Raw genomic sequence first — 23943 nt, 5'->3', positions numbered from 1 at the left:
ATCAAAGATAAAGCCTCATTGTTTTTATTGCTTTTATTTATTTTTACTTTCAATGACCCGCTGATGTCAAGTTTTTTCCCTACACAACTTTTACCACCGCCAACGATCCCTCGTCGAGGCTTGTGTCAATTGCAGGTGCTATTGGCAGCATAACGCCACCAAGCCTCACCATTAATGCCACCTGTAAAAACCCGATTTTTTGACAAAACCCGGTTTGTGCGATCGCTCCTCATTTCAGCTTTAATTGCGATCGGGTACTATTCTCGACAATAGACCAAACAATTAAGCAATCTCGCAATTCAAACTTTCGCAACAAGTAGTAGTTCTATAGCAATCCCAAGACAGTTGTGAGAATAGAGAGGCAGCCCATGAAAGACTCTTTTTTGACAAGAAAGCCCAATGCTAAGTATAACGGCACAAAAAACCATAATATCTTGTAAGGTCTTGTAGGCGCCCGTTGAGCTAAGAATCACTCCTATACAACCCACTTTATGAGTGATCTCACCAGCCCGACCCACATTTTCGCGATTGTCCAAATCAGCACGCGCCGGGCCTCCGTGCATAAAATTAGAAACAGCAGAGCGACTTTTTAGCTCATCAATCACACCCCGCAAATACCAATAACCGCGCAATTTTGCCCGCAACCACCGCCAAGTTTCCCGCATCCCCAAGCTTTCGAGCAAATCCAGAGATTTCCTGACTCCCACAGCCAGCCCATCCACAACCGCCGGCGAGAAAAACGTCAGCGCCACCACAATCTTGTCTACCAAAAAATAAGGAGTTTCGTAGTCTTTTACGTGCAGCGTCGGTCTGAGTTCCGGGTGTCGGCGACCGATCAAAACATCCAAGCGCCCTTCCTGACGAGAGCGGCAGAAAGAGCGATGGAGATTGTTAGTTTCGTGTTGGTAATGATAGCCAACAGAATCCCCCGCTAAAGCAAAAGGTATAGCACCCGGCAAGGCGGTTAGGACGCAATGCGTAAAACAGCCTCGAACGCATCTGCTAAAGAATCACACTGATTCTTGAGTTTACGAATTCAACTCCCCGGCAAAGACCAGCATTGGTCAATGCAAGTTGAAATCTGGAGAGTAAGGTGGTAAATATAACAGTCTACATCCTGTACGTTGAATTAATTTTTCAATCCGACCACCTTGATGAAACGTGGTATTATCCATCACCACCACTTGTCCTTTAATAAGAGTGAAAATATCGAGCGAGCGTGGAATTTGGAGGGTGTTTCCTCTATCCATTGTTTGCGCTGTGCTTATCTCAATGGTCAACTTTCCGCTTGATGTATTTGCTTTCACTGAGATGCACCCTTGGTATTTGGTAATTGGTATTTGGTATTTGGTATTTGGAAATTTATAAGTGGTGATTAAAATTTCCAACACTCTTACTTCTTCGCTGTCCCATCAATATCCATCTGTTAAATCCCTTAAATCCATTACACCATCCGTCGCCGAACTTCCCTGTTCCTCCTGACTAATGACTAATGACTAATCCAAAAAGCTTACACCTTAGTTTCATTTCCCAGATTCATCTGTGGAGTAAATCTAAAATCTAAAATCTAAAATCTAAAATCTAAAATCGATTGATTTCCCCTTTAACTTCCCGCAACCGCTTGCGAGAATAAAAATAAGCCATCGGCCCGCTAATGCACCCCCGCAGTTGAGCCAAAAGTAAATCACTAGGAATACAGCCCGGTTGCTTTCGCCAAGAAGCAATTAATTCAGGAATTTGCTTATACCGCAGCCATCCCCAAGCTAATAGAGGTACACTGAATTCTCTGTTGATTACAAAAATCCGCGTCCAGAAAGCATAGACTCCGATTCCGTAGCCTTGGAGCGTTTTTTGCAATTCTTCCCAAGTGCGCCGATGGCGGTGCCAGCTCAATGCTCTCGGCTCATAGACAATGCAGTAGCCCGCACGCAAAATGCGGGCAAAGAGTTCATAGTCTTCGCCGCCCACCGTGGGTGTTCCAGCCCCCAAAGCTTCGTCAAACAGGCCAATGTAGTCGATCAAACTTTTCCGCACAGCCATACTCGCCGAAACTCCCACAAGATGCACAATCAGAGGATTACAGTGCGCCCCGTCAACAACTCGGCGCTCAAATCCCCGCCCGTGGGGGCTGTAGCACTCAAACCATTCTTGCGCTTCGGTTTCCAGTTCCAAGGGCATCACCAGCCCCGTGACGCACATCACTCGCGGATCGCTAAAATTCCACAAGAGCGATCGCAGCCAGTTCGGATCGGGGGCAGCATCGTCATCTGTAAACGCTACGAATTCATGTTTAGCTTCGCATAAAGCTCGGTTACGGGCAGCGCTGGAGCCTGGTAAGTCTTCGCGCACATAGCGGACTTTTGGGTAATTTTTGATTAGTTCCTTGGTAGCGTCCGTGGCGGGACAATTGTCAATTACTAAGTATTCCTGACCGTCGTCGGGCAGCAGCATCAGCGCGTCTAGACAGCGCCGCAAATCTTCCGGTCGATCGCGCGTGCAAACTGCTACTGTGGCGATCGGCAATGCCTCCACCGACCCCCGCTCATCCCATTCTAGAGTGTCGTAGAGCAAGTTTTTCCACAAGTTGTCACCGGCACCATTCCTCAGTGTTTCCCGTAATTCGTCACAGCCAAGGCGGCCTCCGACTACGGGCAAAAGAGCTTGACCGATCGGTTTCCCGTGCAGTCGAATTAAAATCAAGGCTTTGCTGTAACGCTCCTCAACCGTAATTTCTGGCGGGAGTTTGGAGATTTCCAGCTCAAGAATAGCTGTTGCCATTTTAGATTTTAGATTTTAGATTTTAGATTGCGAAAAAATCCTAGATACTCCGTATATTACCGGATGTATTTTAGCAGAAATTGTTTTAGGGGAGAGCAACTTCTCAATGCCATACTTGCCGATTGCCGATCACGAATCAAAGATAAAGCCTCATTGTTTTTATTGCTTTTATTTATTTTTACTTTCAATGACCCGCTGATGTCAAGTTTTTTCCCTACACAACTTTTACCACCGCCAACGATCCCTCGTCGAGGCTTGTGTCAATTGCAGGTGCTATTGGCAGCATAACGCCACCAATCCTCGCCATTAATGCCACCTGTAAAAACCCCATTTTTTTACAAAACCCGGTTTGTGCTATCGCTCCTCATTTCAGCTTTAATTGCGATCGGCTACTATTCTCGGAAACCTACCCAATAATTAAACACTATAGCAATCCTAAATCATTATCATGATTGTGATACAATTATATGCAATACTCGATCGTGACCATAAAAAAATGAATAACTTACAACTGCAACAAAAAGATAGGCAAAAAGAAATAGATTGTTTAGAATCTTTCATTAAAAGCGATATAGATGCCAGAGAACTAAAACGAGCAATAGCTGTAAGGATGGCGCTCTCAGGTAATATCTACCATGAGATCAGCAAAATTTTAGGTGTAAGTAATTTTTTTATTGGTTATTGGAAAAAACAATTTAAAACCAAAGGCATCGCCGGAATCAAACTAGGACATAAAGGGTCAAAAGGGTATTTAACAGCTCTACAAAATACTGAAGTAATCGAGTGGTTAAGAAATAAAGAATATTGGAATTTAGATGAGCTAGTTACTTATTTAGAACAAGAATTTGGTGTGATATATAAATCAAAACAGAGTTACTATGAACTTTTTGACCGGGCGAAAATTAGTTGGAAAAAAACTCAAAAAATTAATCCTAAATTTGATAAAGAACTGGTAAAAAAAAAGACGGAAGAAATTAACGATATTTTATTTAAAAACAAGGCTGGTATAGAGTCTGGGGAAATAATAGTATTGTTTTTAGATGAATGTCATCTACTTCATGGTGATCTGACTGGTTATGTTTGGGGTCAATCCCAAATCCGAATTGAAGTCCCAATTACCAATGAAAAAGATAGACAAACTTATTTTGGCGCACTCAATTATCAAAGCAAAGAATTCCATGTTCAGAGCCATCCATCTGGTGATGGAAAATCAACAGTTAAATTCATAAAATACTTACAAGATAAATATAAAAATCGCAAGATTATCTTGATTTGGGATGGAGCTAGTTATCATAAATATGGAGAATTTAGAGACTTTTTATTAGAACTCAATGCTGCCAAAGAACCTGCTAATTGGTCAATTACTTGTATTTTATTTGCTCCCAATGCTCCCCAACAGAACCCCGTTGAAGATATTTGGTTACAAGCTAAAAACTTTTTAAGAAAGTATTGGTATTTATGTAGGTCTTTTAAGATTGTCAAGTTTCTGTTTGAGTTTTTTACTAACGAACATAAATTTGATTTCCCCAAAATACGTCAATATACTTACACACAGAAAATCATTTAGGATTGCTCTAGATATAGAAAATCATTTAGGATTGCTATATCGCAATTCAAACTTTCGCCAGTAGTAATTATTTTATAACAATCCCAAGCCCGTTGTTAGAATATAGAGGCAGCTCCTTAAAAACTATTAAAAAAAACTCGACTCCTATGTAAAATTGCGCCAAAACCAATACCTTGTATGTCTTGTATTGGTCGTTTGAGCTAATAATTTATTCTCTACAAAACAGTTTATAATTTCAACACTCGACCCATTAGCTATATTTTTACCTCTTTATTTAACAGATATAAATGAGTTAATATAATCCAATCCATACCACACGAATAGAATCAATATTCTTCACTTAAAATGTTTACTAAAGGCTATAAATACCGAGATTCAGCAGGTTAAATAAGTCAGTGTCGGCTTCATTTGTTAATAAAGCCAACTCTATAAACTACTGGTATCTCTAGGTTAAAATTGGCAGAACGACGAGGCTCAGTCAGTTATCTAGAATCTGTGCAAAGCGCAGCAGTCATTTGCTCACGGCAGTCAATCGATTTTAGATTTTAGATTTTAGATTTTAGATTAGGTAGTGCTAAAGAGGAAAGGGTGAGAGAATAAAACTGTTGTAATGCTAACGTAGTTTGTCTTTATGTCTACTGCTTTACCTCTGTGTCCGAGTTGTCAGTCTGAATCTGTGATCAAAAACGGTCGAACTCGGCATCAGAAGCAAAATTATAAATGTCGAGATTGTGGACGGCAGTTTGTCGAAGATCCGCAGTGGCGGATGATTAGCAAGGAAACCAAAGCTATCGTTGATCGATTGCTCCTGGAGAAGGTGTCGCTAGCCGGGATTGCCCGTGCCTTGGGAATCTCACAACTGTGGGTGCAACACTACGTCAACGCCAAATACCAGCAGGTCAACAAGGAGGTGCAGGTGCGCCCAAAGCCGAAACGCCGTCTGACGGTGCAGATGGATGAACTGTGGTCGTTCGTCGGTGACAAAGGCAACAAGCAGTGGGTGTGGCTCGCTCTTGATGTTCAAACCCGTGAGATTGTCGGAGTTCACATCGGCGATCGTAGCGCAGAATCAGCACTCTTGGTTGTGGCAGTCACTGCCCCCGGTGTACCGCCTGCAGTGCGGTGATTTACAGCGATTTCTGGTCAGCCTATGCGGAGGTCTTACCCAGCAAACGGCATTGTGCAGTGGGCAAAGAAACAGGAAAAACTAGCTATATTGAACGCTTCAATTGCACTTTACGTCAGCGCGTGTCACGTCTAGTTCGTAAAACCTTGTCATTCTCAAAGAAGCTAGAGAACCACATTGGAGCAATCTGGTTATTCATTCACTACTACAATGCCTCGCTTCCTGTCTGCTCATCCTTTCCTGCTTAGGACTACCTAGATTAAAGAATTGAAGCATTGAGCCCACGGATAAATTCGGGGGGCAAGTTTCATCGGATACAGGTTTTTTATTTCTGGGTCCTGAGTCTGCGAAGGAATGAATCCGGGGGCTTGTATCCTGGATGCTTTCGGTCAAAAAGCCATTTAAACTCTCTCCTCCATAGCCACAAGGTTTGCTTAGAAGAATGTATCAAACTTTTACAAAGAAACCGAGCAAGCTCATAAAGTCTCTGTCTGCCCCGACAAAAGCAGTTAGCTAGCAGGATGCTGGTTCTCCGTTTTGCAGATTGGACTATACACCGCCCTCACACCCCTAAAAATGAAGAATTGTAAAGTTTTATCAAGATCTTTGGGCATCTGAATTAAAATCTTCTCATAAAAAAGACTAGCTTTTAGCAGGCGCAAATTGTGGAAAAAGATTTAAAACTCAGAATATGAGATCGAGCTCGCTGCTCTTACATGGTGCAATAAAATGTAACTTTTGATGCAAGAACCAGTAGCCTGAACTTTGTCGAAGGGCGAATGCCCGTCCTGCCAATGCCTTCGGAAAATCGCTTTCTTGGCGCTGCATCAAATCTTAAGTGCAATTACTGTCCTTGCACGAGAGCCGGAGCCTTCGAGCAAACATTTAACTCCAGGGCTTACCCACCACAACTTTAGATGAACCGGGTTTTTTTACCGGGAGCGAGGGCGGCAACAAAGTGTTTTCGTCCATCAAATCCGGTTTCTGCGTCCGAGACTGAACTTGATCGAATGAATGCAGTCGCAACCAATGTTTAAAAGTGGCGATACTGCAAGTTGCGTGCAAAGCAGGGAGCTAACCGCAGTGATGGATCTCGATTGTTTACCTTACGGCGCAGGCCACGCACAGGAAGGGGTCTGTCTGCTAGTCCGAATGGGGCCGCACCGCATTTTACTCGACTGCGGTGTAGAGGATATTGCACCGCTGTCAGCGACACTAAATCGATCGCTGCCAGCCGATTTTGTGGTGTGTACCCACGCCCACTCTGACCATGCCAGAGGTTTGCTAGCACTCCATCAATCTTTCCCCCACTTGCCAATTTACGCCAGCGAAGTGACAGCGCGACTGCTACCGCTCAACTGGCCAGAACTTGCTCAGCAGCCAGAGTCGGGGTTCTGCCAGGGACTGCCCTGGCAGTCGCCGCTCGAAGTGCGCCCTGGACTGAGCGTGCAGTTGTTCCCGTCGGGCCATTTGCCCGGAGCGGCGACTGTGCTGCTGACTTATGCCGCGCCCCACCGCACCTACACAGTGGTTTACACCGGGGACTTTTTCCTGTCCAATTCTCGTTTGGTGGAAGGTTTGCCCCTGGGAGAACTCAGGGGCATGAAGCCGGATGTGTTAATTTTGGAAGGCAGTTACGGCACGGCGCGCCACCCTCACCGCCGACAGCTAGAAAATCAGTTAGCCGATCGTATCCACCGCGCCATCGCCGACGGGTACTCGGTACTGCTGCCCGCGCCGGCCCTTGGTTTGGGCCAAGAAATGCTGATGCTGCTCCGCAGTCACCACTACTTTACTGGCCGCGACTTGGATATTTGGGTGGACGGCACTGTCGCCGACGGGTGCGACGCTTATCTGGAACTGTTACCCCAATTTCCCACCGCCGTCCAAAATTTTGCTCTGCACCAACCTTTGTTTTGGGACGAAAGGGTGAAACCCCGCGTCCGCCGGCTGTCTGCCGAACAACGCCCCGGATTGGGAGCCACGCCCTGTATTGTGATTACTGACCAAATAGCTGATTTGGCTTTGTATGTTGCCGATGGCACAAATCCTTGGATTTTGCTCGCCCCTCAAAAACCAGGATATCCCGTCAGCGACTGGCTGGGCAACACGCCCGAATCTGGAATCACAAGTGTCGAAACTTATCTACTAGCCGAACACTGCGACGGGCCCGGGACTACCCAACTCATCCACAATTTGCGTCCCCAGCACGTAATTTTACTCCACGGTTCCCCTGCATATTTGGCTGACTTGGCTAACTTGGACGAGCTGCGAAACCGCTACCAGTTGCACACTCCGGCGGCCGGAACACTTGTCGAATTGCCGATCGGGGAAATGTTTTTGCAGCCCGCTATCCCAGAAACTAACTATGAGGGAGAACTCAGCGAATTGGGGACAGAGGTAGCAATCAGCTTGCCGAGTCCGATTACTGCCGATCCTCGGTGGGCCAATTTTGCCGATACCGGTTTGGTAGAAGCGCGCTGGCAAGGCGAAGAACTCGTACTGCGTGGCATCTCCCAGCGGGAACTCCTTTTTCAAGGCAGCGCCGTTCAGGCCCACCTCGAATGCTGTGGCAATTGCCAGCACTACCGCAGCCAGCGCTGTTGGAACCAGTCCAGTGCTTTGTTTGGCTTTAAAGTAACCCCCGACGGTTTCTGTCCGGTGTTTAAAGCGATACCGGACTCCGAACTGTTCATAGAGGGCGAAACAGACGGCGAATAAGCTGTCGGGAACCTCGAAACCAGCCGGCGGGCAAAGAAAACAAAAAAACAGTCCTGGACGCACCCAGACAAAAAACCCTGTTTCAGCAGGGCTAGGGTGTCGCGCATTGAATTTTTAAACTACTGTGTACTTACGCTCTTGTCGCGTGGGCAGGAGATCCCGCCATCAAGCTTAAATTTAAAGGCAAAATAGCTTAGGTGGTCATAACCGAGAATATTTTTGGCCTAAACCGGGTTTTTTGCATAATTTCTTCACAAAAAAGGGAGAAAAGTCGTTTTCTTTTCCCCCAAGTTTTCCTTGTGCCTCAAGCGCCAGATCAAAACTATTCCAAACTCGAGTCTGGGTAGTGATTGCGAATTTGTTCGGCTTCGGGGCAATCGTCAGAAACTAGGGGTTCGCAGTTCGTTCGGGATACCGAAGCCAACTTCTGGGACACAGCTCCAATACTTTCGAGACGCACCATTTCTTCCCAGGAGCTGATTTCGTCTTCTTCGTCGGTTTCGTAGCGCAGCGTGACTAGATCCCCTTCAATATCTAGGATACGAGCGCGCTCTATCCAACGTTGCTGATCTCGAAGAAAAATAGAAACCTCACGACCATCACAACAGAGTTGATAGATTTTGCGCTGTAGCATTTGTCAGTTCTCCTGCGCAGTGTAACTTGCTTAAAATATGGTCTGTTTACCGTAACGTACTTTGGGTTTTACATCGGAAGGCACAGCCGTATGGACTGGCCAGTTTCACGTTTTCCGCAACTTTTGTACCGATGGGAGTTACCAAATATGATTTTACCACCAAATCTATCTAGTACGCCATTTATCCAATTACAGGTTGTGCAGCTAGTGGCATCCCTCGTGAGAGGCATTTGCCAGCATAGATCAGAGCATGGGACTTGACTCCGGCACGCGATTAACAGCGACAATAACAACAGACTCTGCCTCAAAAATCTCGCTCTCTTCTGCCTCAAATCCCCCAGAAACCTCTGGTTACGAGGTTTGTTCGATCGCCCACTAACGCCTCTTGGCTCAATCTCAAATCTCAAATCTCAAAGCGAAAGCTTGAAACCGACACTCAAACAGCGACAATAAAAACAGGCTCTGCCTCAAAAATCTCGCTCTTTTCTATCTCAACTCCCCCAGAAACCTCTGGTTACGACGTTTGTTCGATCGCCCACAGTACCGCCTCTTTCCTCAATCTAAAACCTAAAATCTAAAATCTAAAATCAACAGACTGGAGTGTGATAAAAATCACTGACAGCAGGTCGCCCCTAAATGTAGAAAATGGTGGCGGCCAACAACTAGCTTCAAAACGGGCAGCGGAACCTGTGGCGGTTAAGCTAAAAGAATTGCGGTTCCGTTCAAAACAAATTGGAGTCATTGCTCGTGCGTATTAAGGAGGCTAATTGATGGTGTACGCAGAAAATTGGTCGCAGCCGTCTATCTTGGAGCTAGCGCGATCGGGCAACTTTCAAGCCCTAAATTATTGGATTGACAGCTTGCTGCGCCCCGAAGGGATTTATGCCCGCGTCGAACAGGCTCATTCCGGCTGCGTCCAAATCCTCGTAGAATTCCAGCGCGAATTTGCGCCAGATACTACCTTACTCGGGAGCACACTCCGGGAAGGCTTAGTCAAATTTATTTGCCACCAACTCTGGAGACTCAACTCGCCAGCAGTAGAAGGAGTGCGAATTCACGCGCGCTTGGCTGGGGATGCAGACATTCTCTGGAAACAGTCAGTGCGAATTGTGACTCCGGCAAACCGCCAGCGGCGGCGTTACCGTTCCCTACCGGTCGTCGATTGGGTTAAATTTAAAACGTATCGTTCTCTGCTGCTAGTGGGATCGGCACTTGCCTCATTTATTTTAGGGTGTTGGGTCAGCTACCACGAAGCCCTGAGCCTGCAGTCAGTATCCCCAGTATCCGGGTACCAGCAAACTGGGGTAATGTCGGGGCCTCCTCCAAAACGTGGGGATACCGTGCAAGCGGCCTTAGAAGTGGTACCAGTAATAAAGCAAAAGCAAGTTGCTAATCCTTTCGACCCAACAGTAACGCTGATGTTCGGAGGAAATGTGAATCTATCGGATGCGGTCGGAGCATCTGCTGCCAACGATCACCAATGGGCTTTCGCCAATATGGACGAGTACCGGCAAGCAGATGTGGCGATGGTTAACCTAGAAAACTCCCTGACTCGCTCTACATTGGGGTCTGGCAAAAAACAATTAAATTTTAAAGCCGAGCCAGAATCGGTGAAAGTATTAACAGCCGGAGGAGTGGATATTGTCAATCTGGCAAATAGCCGCGCTATGGATTACGAGGAACCGGGGCTGGTGGAGACGATGAATACTCTAGATAATAGTGGGATTCAACACCTGGGAGTCGGCAGAGATATTAAAGAAGCGAGGCGTCCAGATATTATTGAAGTTAAGGGTCAGCGGATTGCCTACCTCAGTTATTACGATGCCGAGCTTCACGCCGCCGACCAAGGGAAAGCGGGCACTAACCCCCGCCGCAACAATCGCGTGGCAGAGGATATTCGAGCTCTTAGGGGTCAGGTAGACTGGATTATTGTTAATTACCACTGGGGAGTCGAATTGGCAGATTATCCGGGGGACTGGCAGATTGATTTGGCTCGGTTCACGATCGACCAAGGAGCTGATTTGGTAGTGGGACACCATCCCCAGGTATTGCAAGGTGCAGAAATTTACAAGGGCCGGCCGATAGTTTACTCGCTGGGTAATTTTATATTCGGCGGGAATGCTCGCAGGGATTACGATACCGCAGTCCTGAAAGTATCGCTCAAAGACAGGAATATGAAGGTAGAGTTTCTGCCTGTGGAGGTGAAAAAGTTTCAGCCGAAAGTGGTGAAGGGAGCCGCAGCCGATCGCATCCTCAAACGCGTCGAGCAAATTTCTAGTATTTTCGATCGACCGATGCGCTCTTCTGTAGTTCTCGAAGCCCTAGTCCAGCCAGGAGCCACACCAAAAACTCCCAATTCTCCATTGCCAGGATCAGCAAAGAACGGTACATACCAGCCCGGGCAAAGTTCCGGGGGAACCTCCGGTGAAAGCAATCTCCAGAGTCCCGGAGAACCCAAACCTACTTTGATTTTGCCGACTTTGCCGGCTGCGCCCCAACAGTCGGACAACTCCTCATTTTTCCCAAACGGGACAGGGCCTGCAATTGAGTCAAACCCGCCTCCGAATCAAAATTTGCCACCGCGCATCTACCCCACTCAACCTCAAAATCCCAGCGGGGAACCAGAGCCATTTACAAAAGAGCCATTCATCAAAGAACCGTTTATTTCGCCCCCATCTCCCAGTCAAGGAGCAGTGCCGAGTCCCCAAAGCTATCTTCCTCCCAGGGGTGTATCTTTTGAAGTCGCAGTCAAACAGCAGTCCACCTCAGCAATCGTTCCAGGTACCAGCAGCAAACGCTCCAAGCACCGGATCGCCCTGCCTCCTATAGCTGGGAGCATTGGTTAACCGATGGGGGTCGGAACAACGAGGAGGCAGGGGGAGGATGGGGCCGGTAATGGGTGAACATCAAGATACTAGCGGCCAATTATTAACGACCGATTTACTGACAACCAATGATCAATGACCTACTACCGATGACAAATGTGTTTGCGATCGCGCTCAAGCAAAAGCAGTACAAAACCTATATCCTCTCCGACGAAACCGCTAACTCTACTCTAGAAGTTGTGCCGGAACGGGGCGGTATTGCCACTAGCTGGCTGGTTGAAGGCAAAGAAATCTTGTACTTGGACGCGGAACGGTTCGCCAATCCGGATCTGACTGTACGTGGCGGGATTCCTATCCTGTTTCCCATCTGCAGCAATCTCCCCGACAATACTTACACGCACAAGGGAGTGGAGCGTCAGCTCAAACAGCACGGCTTTGCTCGAGACTTGCCTTGGAGGATAGGCGAACAAGTTACGGAGGGTTGCGCCGCTCTTACGCTAATTCTCGATAGCTGTGACAAGACGCTGGCTGTTTATCCCTTTGATTTCCAACTAGCCTTCACTTATCAGATTAAAGGCAATTCTTTGGAAATTTTTCAGCGATACACCAATCTGTCTGCTGAACCCATGCCGTTTTCTAGTGGTTTGCACCCGTACTTTTTGGCGACGGACAAATCAAAGCTCCGCTTTGAGATTCCGGGGATGCAGTACAGAGATCAGAACACCCATCAAAAGGGTTACTTCACTGGGGTTTTTGACCCGACGTTGGATGAAATTGATATTTCCTTTGACGAACTCACTGGTCTTGCTGCTACTGTCACTGACGCGGCCCAAGGCTTGCGGCTCACGCTCAGTTACAACTCCAGCTATGGGAAGTTGGTTTTCTGGATGTTGAAGGGCAAGGATTTTTACTGTTTGGAACCTTGGACTGCTCCTCGAAATGCCCTCAACACTGGCGAACACATGATTTATTTGCAGCCGGGAGCGACTTGCCAGATGCTGGTTCGCATGACTGCAAACTTTATTTAAAAAACACTTGCTATTTCAAATGAGGGGTGCTACTATTAGAAATTGTGTGCGGTAACAATGTTTTCGCGGGTCGCTAGCTCAGCGGTAGAGCATTCGGCTTTTAACCGATTGGTCTCGGGTTCAAATCCCGGGCGACCCATAAAAAATTGGTAAGTTGAGAATTTTGAGTTTTGAGTTGAATGCTCGGAACTCAAAATTTTGTTTTTTGAACTTTTAACTAAATCTGGAAAGATAGTGCGCGATCGGTGGCAAATTGTCTTAATATTATCGTAAGAATTGAGCTTGTCCAAAATTCACTGCCCAAAAATCACAAATAATTAGGAGGAATATCTATGGCGCTTGTACCTATGCGATTGCTGCTCGACCACGCGGCTGAAAATGGTTACGGCCTACCGGCTTACAACGTCAACAACATGGAGCAAATCCAAGCGATCATGCGCGCTGCTGACGAAACCAACAGCCCTGTGATTTTGCAAGCTTCTCGCGGCGCTCGCTCCTACGCTGGCGAAAATTTCCTGCGCCACTTGATTTTGGCAGCAGTTGAAACCTATCCTCACATTCCCATTTCCATGCACCAAGACCACGGCAATGCCCCCGGCACTTGCTATTCTGCCATGCGCCAAGGTTTCACCAGCGTGATGATGGACGGTTCTCTGGAAGCGGATGCTAAGACTCCCGCTAGCTACGAGTACAATGTTCAAGTTACTCGCGATGTGGTGAATGTTGCTCATTCGATCGGCGTTAGCGTTGAAGGCGAACTGGGTTGTTTGGGTTCTCTGGAAACAGGAATGGGCGAAGCAGAAGACGGCCACGGCTTTGAAGGTGCGCTTTCTCACGATCAGTTGCTGACAGATCCTGAACAAGCTGTTGATTTCGTCGAGCAAACCGGCGTTGATGCTCTAGCAGTTGCGATCGGCACTTCTCACGGCGCTTACAAGTTCACTCGCAAGCCGACAGGCGAAATTTTGGCAATCAGCCGCATTGAAGAAATTCACCGCCGCTTGCCGAATACTCACTTGGTGATGCACGGTTCTTCTTCTGTACCCCAAGAATTGCTGGAAATTATCAACAGCAACGGCGGCAAAATCCGCGAAACCTACGGCGTACCTGTGGAAGAAATCCAAAAGGGCATCAAGTGCGGCGTTCGTAAGATCAATATCGATACTGACAACCGTTTGGCGATTACCGCTGCGGTGCGCGAAGCTTTGTTTGCGAAGCCTGATGAGTTTGACCCCCGCCACTTCTTGAAGCCGTCGATCAAGTATATGCAGAAGGTTTGTAGCGATCGTTATAACTCTTTCGGTTGCGCTGGTCACGGTACAAAGATTAAGCAAGTGTCTTTGGACGATTTTGCAGCTAAGTATGCTAAGGGCGAATTGAGCTCTTCTGCTAAGAAGACTGTAGCTGTTTAAGAATTTTAGGTTTTAGATTTTAGATTTGTCTGAAGTCTAAAGTTAGGATTGCCGGGTAGCTGTGAAGTTGCCCGGTTTTTGTTTGTGCGAGTTGATTATAACCCTCTTTTGTCACTCTTGTGGTAGTATAATCAGTGACACACCCCAAAAGCATTGCCAGTCCTATGGTAGAGCCTCGTCAACCAGTACCCACAGTCAAATTTATAGATGAATACTGTCAAATTTACCAAAACATATTTCCAGAAGTTAGGAGCTTTGAAGCTTTTAAGTACTTACATGTCGGTATGATATCGGACATAAAACGTAAAACACTACCATCAATAGCGAAAGTTATAGGGCTAGATAATCATCAAGCATGGTAGTCCTGCATAGTCAGTATAATAAATGGTTTTAATTGATAGATAAACTGGCGTTATACTCATGAATAAAATACCAAATAGCTCCAATATGATTGGAGAGTTTTTTAGAGAAGGAAAGAGTCTTTCTCCCCAATCGAGATATTCTTTGTCTCATGGTATTATTAAATCTTTCTATATAGTTTGTCTGACCAGTATCCTTTCCTACAGCTTTGTGTTTCTTTTTAGGAAAAACTATTCCGTAAGCACTCCAAAAGTCTGTATAACTGACAGCACATTGACGATAAACTGCCGAGAGAGAATCCCACAATCCCCTCGCGCCAGCTTCATCTCTTTTACCAATATATACTCCTACAATCTCTTTAGTCAACACATCAATTGCTAACCAAATCCACTGCTTGTTACCCTTGTCTCCTACAAATGACAACATTTCATCACATTGAGTAGTTAGCTTTCCCTTTTTTTTTGACTTCACTTCCACTTGTCTCTTGACGGCTCCTAACTTTTTATTAACATAGTATTGTAGCCACCTTGGGGAAACTCCGGTAGCCCTAACAATTCCAGCCAGAGATATTTTTTATAATAAAAGTCTATCTATTAACTCTCTTGTGTCTTCCGAAATCGGCTGATGTCTGGGAGCTATCACAAATTCTCTGGCACAATCTCGACATTTAAAACTTTGTTTCCCAGTGTGAGGGTGACCATTTTTTACAATATATTTAGAGTCGCACCTGGGACATTTCATAAGCTAAAAGTTAAGGCAGATTGAGTAAGTAAATTATAACAGGTTTTCCTGACTATGCAGGACTACCGTAATTGGAATTTCAATTCTCCTATCTGATAGACCGCAAACGTAGCCTGTCAGATCGCCATGAAGTAGATGACATTCATCTAAAAACAATACTATTATTTACCCTGGGGGGTAACAACCAGGCTGAAACAAAGAGGGAGTAAGGATTAAGCCAATGTGTGCTAAAAAAAGATAGGCAGCAAAATTGTTATACGCTTGCCTATCCAAAAAATAATGATACCAACATTCTACCGCATTCATTTAGAAAAAAAACTAACGTTAGCTCAGTTTAAGCTGATTGAAATCTTGTTACCTGTGATACAATCCGAAAAACAAATCAGATTAGAACGGCTCTCCCGCGTATTTCCCTCTCTAATTACCAGCGAAAGTCGGCGACGTAAGTTACAAAGATTTTTGGATTTGCCACACTTAACTATTTCATTAATTTGGTTCCCATTAATTACTTATTGGTTGACAACTTATTGTCGTGTTGGTCAAAGTTTATCAATCGCCATTGACCGCAGTCAATGGGGGCGCATTAATCTTTTTATGGTTAGCCTAATCTGGGAAAAAAGAGCAATTCCATTATACTGGTCGCTGTTGCCAAAATTAGGAAACAGTAACTTGGACTCACACACTACAAATTTGGAGCAAATTTTACCATTATTTTCAGAATATAAAGTTATCGTTTTAGGAGACCGTGAATTTTGTTCGGTTGATTTAGGAAACTGGCTTAAATCAAAGGGTGTGTCGCTGGGGGGGTGACAAAGAGGTCTACGAGATAGACTGTATAAGGGTTGCAGCCCGCATACCTTGTTGATAAAAGCGGCGTTTAGAAGGAGTTAACTTCATTAACTGTTCCACCTCCAAAGAATATTGTTCTAGATAATTAACCCACTTTTCTCCATCTAATCCAACACCAAATGTACTCCGTCTGCGATATTTTTTCTTTGGTTCTGTGCGACGAGATACATATTCTTGTACCTGCTTTTTCTTCAGTTCATTACCTTGAAATATTGCTGAACTGTACGCAAGTGTCATGAGCAGAATCATGTTAATAAGTCGGTTCCCTTTGAGGCTTGTTCCTTCAAGATCGTAGCCTCCTGTTTTACAGTCTCGGAACATTTCTTCAATGCCCATCCGCTGCTTATAAGCATTGAGCGCTGCTCGCAATGAGCCTAAGTCCGTGAGAATAAACCAGGCTTCTTTAACTTGATATTTCCCATAGTTCCTTTTCCACTTACAAGCAAGCTCAAATCCGGTAGTAGGTAGAGTTTTCCTCACTTTTTTCCCTTGAACATACAAAGAAGTTCCGGGTACTATTCCTAATTCATCCAACCGTTGCCAAACTAAATGTTCTGTTTCGATACAAAGATTCTTTTTCAGTCTTAAGCAAAAAGACACACCCTTTTCCTTAAGCCAGTTTCCCAAATCAACAGAACAAAATTCACGGTCTCCTAAAACGATGACTTTATATTCTGAAAATAATGGTAAAACTTGCTCTAAATTGGTAGTTTGTGACTCGAAGTTACTATTTCCTAATTTGGGCAACAACGACCAGTATAATGGAATTGCTCTTCGCTCCCAGATCAGGCTAACCATAAAGAGATTAATGCACCCCCATTGACTGCGGTCGATTGCAATTGATAAACGAGTACCAATGCGGCAATAAGTGGTCAACCAATAAGTAATTAAGGGGAACCAAATTAATGAGATAGTTAAGTTTGGTAAATCCAGAAATTTTTGTAGTTTTCTACGCCGACTTTCCGTTGTAATTGGGTAAGGAAATACCCGTGCCAGTCGTTCTAATCTCACTTGTTTTTCTGATTGCATCACAGATAGCAAAGTTGTCATTACAAGAAACTGAGCTTTGGTCAGTTGTTTTTTTAAATGAGTCTGGTAAAATGTTGGTATCATTATTTTTTGGATAGGCAAGCGTGTAACAATTATGCTGCCTATCTTTTTTTAGCACACATTGGCTCAATCCTCACCACCTCTGGGTTTCAGGCTGGTTGTCACCCCCCCAGGGGTGTGTCGTTTTGCTTGAGACTCAAAAAGAATCAGTGTATCGAAATGGAACATTTAATTTGGCAACGGTTAGATGAATTAGGAATAGTAGCAGGAACCTATGAGTATGTTCAAGGAAAAAGAGTGAGAAAAACGCGACCTGCCACCGGATTTGAGCTTGCTTGTAAATGGAAAAGAAATTATGGGAAATATCAAGTTAAAGAAGCTTGGTTTATTCTCACGGATTTAGGTTCATTGCCAGCAGCAATCAATGCTTATAAGCAGCGGATGGGCATTGAAGAAATGTTTCGACACTGTAAAAAAGGAGGCTACGATCTTGAATTGGAGTTTAGACTAAGCACAAATTGACTCAGGGTTAGCTGAGTCAATTTGTGGTGAATTTAGAGAGATATTCCCAGGTTAACTAATGGATTTTGGTGATTTTTGGAACCGACCTTTACCCTTTTTGACCACAGGATAGCGACATCTTTTAGTGCGAGCTTTTCCTGGTTGCCATCCATCTGAATTTCCTCGGCGTTTGGGAGCAACAGTGGGAGTCCCAATCCCGATCAAAAGTGGAAGCATTGATTGTGCAACCCTTCCAGGGGTCAATTCAGAGAGAGACTTTTGCCAGGGTAGACGAGTTTCTTTCACTAAATCTTTAGCTAGGGCTTGCTGGATAAGTGCAGAAAGGTTACACGGCTTGGTTATGCGATCGTCCGATCAAGGAAAGTGTGCAAGATAAACAGGTAAAATAGTACAAAAGCCTTGCATCACCCAGTGCGAGCGTGTACAGAAAAGCTGAGCTTGCCTCAAGTCCCCCATCCGAGTTTGAACTGCCCTTTGGAGGAAGGTTGTCATCAGACAACCGTTGGGTAAAAATGGCCGAACTAATTCCCTGGTCAGAGTTTGAAGCAGAATATGCCCAAAACTTCCCCACAGAAAAGGGCGCACCAGCCAAATCATTTCGGATGGCATTGGGAGCATTAATCATCAAAGAAAAACTGGGAATTAGCGCTCGCGAAACGGTAGAACAGATTCGCGAAAACCCCTATCTGCAATACTTTATCGGTCAATCAAGCTACAGTAATGAACTCGCATTTGACCCATCTCTATTAGTACACTTTCGGCAACGAATCAGTCCGAACCTCATCAATAAAGTCAACGAACGCATGGTCGAAAAAATGCGCTCTCTCACCCCAATCAAACCAGAAAAAAAAAAGGCTTCGGACGGCAAAAATGAGTCACCCAATCGCGGTAAGTTGATCGTAGATGCAACCTGTGCCCCAGCCGATATTAGTTATCCGACCGACTTAGGACTATTAAACGGAGCCAGAGTTCATACAGAAAAAATCCTAGACATTCTCTATAAACAAATCAAAGAAAAAACCCATAAAAAACCAAGAACCTACCGTAATCTCGCCCGAAAAGATTACTTAGCAGTAGCCAAACAAAGACGACCCACCCGAAACAAAAGAAGACAGGCAATTAAAAAACAACTTCAGTACATCAAAAGAAACCTAGCTCATATTGAGCAGCTAATCGATTTAGGTGCGACCATAGAAGGTCTGAATAAAAAGCAATATAAAACTTTGCTAGTCCTCACAGAAGTCGCTCGCCAACAACAGTGGTTATTTGACAACGATAAACAGAGTATTGAGGATAGAATAGTAAGTTTAAGTCAACCCCATATTCGTCCTATAGTCAGAGGAAAAGCCGGGAAAAGCGTAGAGTTTGGAGCCAAACTGTCAGCCAGTTGTTTTGAAGGATATGTATTTTTAGACCGGATGAGCTGGGATAACTTTAACGAATCAGGGGACTTAAAAGCACAAGTAGAAGCTTATTATAGATTTACAGGATATTATCCAGAGTCAGTTCATGCAGATCGCATTTATCGTACAATATCAAACCGAGCGTGGTGCAAAGAAAGAGGAATTAGGCTCAGTGGGCCCCCTCTAGGAAGACCCCCAGCAAATGTGAGTAAATCAAAAAAGAAGCAAGCGTTGGAAGATGAGAGAATTAGAAATGCAATTGAGGGCAAGTTTGGGCAAGGGAAACGAAGATTCGGTCTCAATCGAGTGATGGCAAAACTTGATAATACATCTGGTACAGTTATTGCAATTAGTTTTTTGGTAATGAACCTTGCTACCTGGTGGCGTCGGCTTTTTTGTGTGTTTTTATGTCTATTTGGAAAAAGAACACCTGTTTTTGGGTTGAAGATAATCCCCAATTATAGATGGGGGGACTCGATACAGAAAAAACTTATATTTAACTCTGCTTGAATATATCGATCGCTCCTGTTCTTAGTTTGCGATCGATTATTCAGCAAACCCTAGCTAACCATAGTTGCCAGGTCACTAATGGCATCAAATCGCTCCATCGTTGACATTGTTCGGGAGTGCTCAGCTTCGGCACAGTCCAATGCAAGGTTTGTTTGGCTAAGCGATACCAGTGTTCGAGGGCAAAACGACGTAGATATAGTTGCCAAATTTCTGCCAGAGATGGCATTTGGATGCCGACCCAAACTAACCACAAAGGTTGAGTTTTTAATTGACCCGTTACAGCTTCTAAGCGTTCTACTAAAATCAGAGTCATCGGATGTTTGGGACTGCCTCGAAAATGCAAGTTATCCCATTTTCTCAATCTGATTCGTCCGAGTTTCGGTTCAAGAGATAAAGAGTGTTTGTTCTGGTTCCCACCAGCTTTGAGCGTCGTTAAGCTTAAACTGCTTTCCATGAGTTCTGGGTCTTCCTCTACCACTATAAGATAGAGGTGCTGACCACAAGCAACGATTAGAACGAATACGCATTAGTTTATCAGCGGCAATCGCAGCGGTTGCTTTTATCAAAGGAGCACACCCATACTCGCTATCAAATAGGGCTATGGGTCGATTCTGAAGATATTCACACACTTGTGCCAATTGTTCAGCGCCTTTAGCCATCGGATTTTCCCAACTAGTAATACGTTCGTGTCTTAAGGGTAATGCCCAACTGCCGATGGTCGAAGGTATCCACGCGATCGTACTATACCCCTGACCGATACCAACAGGTATGCCGTGAGGCAAGGCTGTCGGTTGATGTTCATAAGTACGCTCTTTGAGAGTAGGTGCATGAGGCCTCAACCATGCCGTATGATCGATCGCTAATACTGGACGTTCTACTTGTGACATCTGTTGGATGTACAGTTGCATCAATTTTTCTTGATCGGGTCTACAATCTTGTAGTGCTTCATAGGCGCTCGACCACTCACGCCGAAACAAGGGATTGAGAGCCAAATCTCCTCGCGCATGAGACGTGGCGCGTCGTCATTACCGCGTCTGCTAGTTCAAAGGTGGCATCTTTTGCCTTGCCAAGGCATTCATAAGCTTGTTGACGAAATTCGTATAATTGTTCAAACAGAGATTGCAGGTAGATTTGAGATTTTTTGCTGAATTCTCAATTTTCTACCCTTACGCTGTCTGTTGAAACTATCGCAGACAGTTTTTTTCTCTTGTTGCAAGTCTCCGAGAACGTCAACGGTCGCTGGCATCTATCTTAGGGTTGAGTCTGATAGCTTGTCGCCAGCGACCAGGGCCGTTTTTGAGAACTGTTCGCTAGTCTCACAGCGATCGCGCTTTTTGACCTGCTTAGTCTAAACTCCAATCTTGAAGGGACTAGCCTCAAAGGAAACAGACTTATTAATATGATTCTCCTGATGACGCTTGCCTACAGTTCGGCAATATTTCAAGGCACTGAATTGAAAAAAAAGCAGGTACAAAAATATGTATCTCGTCGCAAAGAACCCAAGAAAAAATATCGTAGACGGAGTACATTTGGTGTTGGCGTAGATGCCGAAAAGTGGGTTGATTATCTAGAACAATATGCTTTGGAGATGCAACAGTTAATGAATTTAACTCCTTCTAAACGTCACTTTTATGAACAAGGTCTGAGGGCTGCAACCCTTATTCGGTCTATATCCTAAGCCTCTTTGTCACCCCCCCAGGTTTATTGTTGATGAGAAAGCAAATACATGGGCTGTAGAGGATGTCTCTGAGGCTACAATGGGCCCTACTACTAACAGCGTGGCCAAGATAGTGTCGGGTAACGGGAGAGTCTGGGCGTTGATCCAGAAGTTCTAAATTCCAAAAAAACGCCGCTTTTAAGGGCGGCGTTCTTATTAATTAATTAAAAATCATAGGTTAAAAAGGGTATAATCACCATTTTTAACTTTTAATTTTTAAGTGTTAATTTTCTAACAGTCGTAGTAGAGAGCAAACTCGTAGGGGTGAGGACGCAGCCGCATCGGGTTGACTTCGTTGTCGAGTTTGTAGGAAATCCAGGTTTGGATGAAGTCTTCGGTAAATACGCCGCTTTCAGTTAAGAAACTGTGGTCTTTTTCTAAAGCTTCTAAAGCGCCTTCCAATGAACCGGGAGTTGAAGGAATTTTGCTCAATTCTTCAGGGGAAAGGTCGTAGATATCCACGTCCAAAGGTTCGCCCGGATCGATTTGATTCTTGATGCCGTCTATGCCGGCGCACAGCATGGCTGCAAATGCTAAATAGGGGTTGGATGTGGCATCGGGACAGCGGAATTCTAACCGCTTGGCTTTGGGGTTGGTTCCCGACAACGGAATCCGCACTGATGCCGATCGATTTCCTTGAGAGTAAGCTAAGTTTACAGGCGCTTCAAAGCCCGGAACTAAACGCTTGTAGGAATTGGTCGTGGGGTTGGTGATTGCCAAAAGTGCCGGTGCGTGCTTGAGAATGCCACCGATGTAATGCAGTCCCATTTGACTGAAACCAGCATATTGATCGCCTGCAAATAGAGGTTGACCGTCTTTCCAAATCGACTGGTGAACGTGCATCCCGGAACCGTTGTCGTTAAACAGCGGTTTGGGCATGAAAGTGATGGTTTTGCCGTATTTTTTGCCGACGTTTTTGATTACGTATTTGTAAGTCAGCAAGTAGTCGGCTGCTTGTACTAAAGTGGCAAAGCGGAAACCGAGTTCGCATTGACCGCCGGTGGCGACTTCGTGGTGGTGCTTTTCGATGGGTACGCCACATTTTGCCATTGTCAGCAGCATTTCCGTTCTCATGTCTTGTGAGGTATCGGTTGGTGCTACTGGGAAATAACCTTCTTTGTAACGCGGTTTGTAGCCGAGGTTGCCGCCTGCTTCTTCTTTGCCGGAATTCCAGCGACCTTCGATCGAATCTACGTAATAGTAGCCGGAATTTTGGGTTTGGTCGAAGCGAACGTCATCAAAAATAAAGAATTCTGCTTCCGGGCCAAAGAATGCTGTATCGCCGAGACCTGTCGAAAGCAAGTAGTCTATGGCTTTTTGGGCAATGGTGCGAGGACAGCGACTGTAAGGTTCGCCGGTGCGAGGTTCTTTGATGCTGCAAATGAAGCTGATGGTAGGTTCTGCCATGAACGGGTCCATCCAAGCGGTGGTCGGATCGATGACCATCGTCATGTCTGATTCGTTGATGGCTTTCCAGCCCCTAATGCTTGAACCGTCGAAGGGTACGCCGTCTGTGAATGCGGTTTCGTCGATTTGGTCGTGGTACAGGGAAAGGTGCTGCCAGATCCCCGGCATATCGATGAATTTGAGGTCAACGATCTGGATCTTATTTTCTTGTATGTAGTTTAAGGCTTCTTGGGGTGTCTGGAACATGACTTACTCCTGATATTGGTTGTGTCTTGGCGATCGGCCGATTTCAGACTGTGTGGGCGATCGTAGGCCTTCAGTATCCACTATTTTGTAGCCATAGATACAAAATTTTGAAATAGGGGCCCAGTGCGGCGCGGCAGTTTGAGATTCTTGCCCTGTGGATTATTTTTCGGCTGAACATACAAGGCAAACGGCTGAATTTTACGACAGTTTGCGGCGGATAGACTACCCTTCGTGAAAATCCCATCTCAAATCTTAATCAAACGCCGATTTGTAGTAGTCTACAATAGGCGGTCTGTCTCAGATAGCAAAGTATTGATAAAGATTTTTGGGAGAGAAACTTATGCGCGATGCAGTGACGAGCCTGATTGAAAATTATGATGTTGCTGGTAGGTATTTAGACCGAGATGGTATCGATCGGTTGAAATCTTATTTTGCAACGGGCACGGCACGGGTACAGGCGGCGGCTGCGATTAACAGCAATGCTGCGGCAATTGTCAAGCAAGCTGGTATCCAGCTATTTGCTGAACAGCCGGAACTGATCCGTCCCGGGGGAAATGCCTACACGACTCGTCGCTACGCGGCTTGTCTGCGGGATATGGACTACTACTTGCGCTATGCTACTTACGCCCTGGTGGCTGGAAGTACCGACGTGCTGGACGAGCGCGTGCTGCAAGGTTTGCGGGAAACTTACAATTCTCTAAGCGTTCCCATTGGCCCGACGGTGATGGGGATTGGCATTATGAAGGAGATGGTTAAGGCTCAAGTGCAAGCTGCTGGCTTGTCTGTGGGGCCTTTTTTGGAGCAGCCTTTTGATTACTTGATGCGCGAATTGAGCGAACAAGATATTTAAGTCAATTTGCTAATTCTTTTAACAGCAAATTGCACTTGTGGCTTGCAGTTAGTAGCAGTTGGATCGATCGCTTTTTTTGGCATCACAGCCTCCAAGCGATCTTTTTTTATGGGTTATACAATTTTAGATTAAAGATTTTAAATTAAAGATTTTAAACTAAAAATTTTATAGCCTTTCTCAGAAAGATGAGGTATGAT

General features: G+C 45.2%; 19 protein-coding genes, 1 tRNA gene and 3 pseudogenes. 14 read left to right on the top strand and 9 right to left on the bottom strand.

All coding sequences use genetic code 11. The annotated features are described in order from the left end of the window. Positions 1–299: 299 nt before the first annotated feature. From D0A37_RS01100 to D0A37_RS01090, 3 genes are all read right to left on the bottom strand, one after another. Positions 300–959 (bottom strand): hypothetical protein, encoded by a 660-nt coding sequence (locus tag D0A37_RS01100; protein WP_242720191.1) that lies wholly within the window; start codon positions 957–959, stop codon positions 300–302. A gap of 105 nt (positions 960–1064) precedes the next feature. Beyond that, the gene (locus D0A37_RS01095) at positions 1065–1307 is read right to left on the bottom strand and encodes a transposase (RefSeq protein ID WP_242720190.1); all 243 of its coding nucleotides are present in this window, start codon (positions 1305–1307) and stop codon (positions 1065–1067) included. Positions 1308–1581: 274 nt separating this feature from the next. Continuing rightward, positions 1582–2778 (bottom strand): glycosyltransferase family 2 protein, encoded by a 1197-nt coding sequence (locus D0A37_RS01090; protein ID WP_242720188.1) that lies wholly within the window; start codon positions 2776–2778, stop codon positions 1582–1584. 496 nt (positions 2779–3274) lie between these two features. On the opposite strand from D0A37_RS01090, the gene D0A37_RS01085 reads away from it, so the two are divergent. From D0A37_RS01085 to D0A37_RS01075, 3 genes and pseudogenes are all read left to right on the top strand, one after another. After that, the gene (locus tag D0A37_RS01085) at positions 3275–4345 is read left to right on the top strand and encodes an IS630 family transposase (RefSeq protein ID WP_242717882.1); all 1071 of its coding nucleotides are present in this window, start codon (positions 3275–3277) and stop codon (positions 4343–4345) included. A 631-nt stretch (positions 4346–4976) separates the two neighbouring features. Next, a pseudogene (locus D0A37_RS01080) lies at positions 4977–5719 on the top strand (IS1 family transposase). A gap of 838 nt (positions 5720–6557) precedes the next feature. Beyond that, positions 6558–8192 carry an MBL fold metallo-hydrolase gene (locus tag D0A37_RS01075; protein WP_242725832.1) on the top strand — a complete coding sequence of 545 codons (1635 nt, stop codon included), beginning with the start codon at positions 6558–6560 and terminating at the stop codon, positions 8190–8192. Positions 8193–8514: 322 nt separating this feature from the next. Here the strand turns inward: D0A37_RS01075 and D0A37_RS01070 are convergent, their stop codons facing one another. After that, on the bottom strand, positions 8515–8826 hold the full coding sequence (locus tag D0A37_RS01070; RefSeq protein WP_242720187.1) for a DUF6679 family protein: 312 nt from the start codon (positions 8824–8826) through the stop codon (positions 8515–8517). Positions 8827–9428: 602 nt separating this feature from the next. Here D0A37_RS01070 and D0A37_RS01065 point away from each other — a divergent pair. From D0A37_RS01065 to D0A37_RS01040, 6 genes and pseudogenes are all read left to right on the top strand, one after another. Beyond that, positions 9429–9584, top strand: a complete 156-nt coding sequence (locus tag D0A37_RS01065) for a hypothetical protein (RefSeq protein ID WP_242720186.1) — start codon at positions 9429–9431, stop codon at positions 9582–9584. Positions 9585–9596: 12 nt separating this feature from the next. Then, the gene (locus D0A37_RS01060) at positions 9597–11672 is read left to right on the top strand and encodes a CapA family protein (protein ID WP_242720185.1); all 2076 of its coding nucleotides are present in this window, start codon (positions 9597–9599) and stop codon (positions 11670–11672) included. A gap of 137 nt (positions 11673–11809) precedes the next feature. Beyond that, positions 11810–12679, top strand: coding sequence for an aldose epimerase family protein (locus D0A37_RS01055; RefSeq protein WP_445242571.1), 870 nt, complete (start codon positions 11810–11812; stop codon positions 12677–12679). Positions 12680–12746: 67 nt separating this feature from the next. Beyond that, positions 12747–12818, top strand: a tRNA-Lys gene (locus D0A37_RS01050). Positions 12819–13011: 193 nt separating this feature from the next. Further along, positions 13012–14091, top strand: a complete 1080-nt coding sequence (fba, locus tag D0A37_RS01045; RefSeq protein ID WP_006633469.1) for a class II fructose-bisphosphate aldolase — start codon at positions 13012–13014, stop codon at positions 14089–14091. A gap of 164 nt (positions 14092–14255) precedes the next feature. Beyond that, positions 14256–14444: pseudogene (locus tag D0A37_RS01040) on the top strand (IS701 family transposase); the annotation flags it as partial. Between the two features lie 37 nt (positions 14445–14481). On the opposite strand, the pseudogene D0A37_RS01035 reads toward D0A37_RS01040, so the two are convergent. Further along, a pseudogene (locus tag D0A37_RS01035) lies at positions 14482–15192 on the bottom strand (IS1 family transposase). Between the two features lie 279 nt (positions 15193–15471). Between D0A37_RS01035 and D0A37_RS01030 the strand changes: the two are divergent. After that, positions 15472–16002: a hypothetical protein gene (locus D0A37_RS01030; RefSeq protein ID WP_242720183.1), complete on the top strand. Its 531-nt coding sequence runs from the start codon at positions 15472–15474 to the stop codon at positions 16000–16002. Between the two features lie 9 nt (positions 16003–16011). Here D0A37_RS01030 and D0A37_RS01025 read toward each other — a convergent pair whose 3' ends face one another. Next, complete coding sequence (locus tag D0A37_RS01025) at positions 16012–17154, bottom strand: IS4 family transposase (RefSeq protein WP_242720182.1); 1143 nt, start codon at positions 17152–17154, stop codon at positions 16012–16014. 156 nt (positions 17155–17310) lie between these two features. Between D0A37_RS01025 and D0A37_RS01020 the strand changes: the two genes are divergently transcribed. After that, positions 17311–17613: a hypothetical protein gene (locus D0A37_RS01020; protein WP_242720180.1), complete on the top strand. Its 303-nt coding sequence runs from the start codon at positions 17311–17313 to the stop codon at positions 17611–17613. A 419-nt stretch (positions 17614–18032) separates the two neighbouring features. Continuing rightward, positions 18033–19526 (top strand): IS5 family transposase, encoded by a 1494-nt coding sequence (locus D0A37_RS01015; RefSeq protein WP_242717340.1) that lies wholly within the window; start codon positions 18033–18035, stop codon positions 19524–19526. Between the two features lie 40 nt (positions 19527–19566). On the opposite strand, the gene D0A37_RS01010 is transcribed toward D0A37_RS01015, so the two are convergent. Together D0A37_RS01010 and D0A37_RS01005 are read right to left on the bottom strand one after the other, a co-directional pair. Then, entirely contained in the window at positions 19567–19839 is a 273-nt protein-coding gene (locus D0A37_RS01010) for a hypothetical protein (RefSeq protein ID WP_242720178.1), read from the bottom strand. Between the two features lie 70 nt (positions 19840–19909). Continuing rightward, positions 19910–20518, bottom strand: a complete 609-nt coding sequence (locus D0A37_RS01005) for a transposase (protein WP_242720176.1) — start codon at positions 20516–20518, stop codon at positions 19910–19912. 419 nt (positions 20519–20937) lie between these two features. Between D0A37_RS01005 and D0A37_RS01000 the strand changes: the two genes are divergently transcribed. Beyond that, positions 20938–21204 carry a hypothetical protein gene (locus D0A37_RS01000; protein ID WP_242720174.1) on the top strand — a complete coding sequence of 89 codons (267 nt, stop codon included), beginning with the start codon at positions 20938–20940 and terminating at the stop codon, positions 21202–21204. Between the two features lie 270 nt (positions 21205–21474). Here the strand turns inward: D0A37_RS01000 and glnA are convergent, their stop codons facing one another. After that, on the bottom strand, positions 21475–22896 hold the full coding sequence (glnA, locus tag D0A37_RS00995; protein ID WP_242720172.1) for a type I glutamate--ammonia ligase: 1422 nt from the start codon (positions 22894–22896) through the stop codon (positions 21475–21477). 340 nt (positions 22897–23236) lie between these two features. Here glnA and apcB point away from each other — a divergent pair, with 340 nt between their 5' ends. Beyond that, complete coding sequence (gene apcB / locus D0A37_RS00990; protein ID WP_006634129.1) at positions 23237–23746, top strand: allophycocyanin subunit beta; 510 nt, start codon at positions 23237–23239, stop codon at positions 23744–23746. Positions 23747–23943 lie beyond the last annotated feature (197 nt).

It is taken from the genome of Microcoleus vaginatus HSN003 (assembly GCF_022701255.1).
Classification (GTDB): Bacteria; Cyanobacteriota; Cyanobacteriia; order Cyanobacteriales; family Microcoleaceae; genus Microcoleus; species Microcoleus vaginatus_B.
The sequence above is the reverse complement of the archived record's forward strand: the minus strand, read 5'-3'. Positions and strand labels throughout refer to the sequence as shown.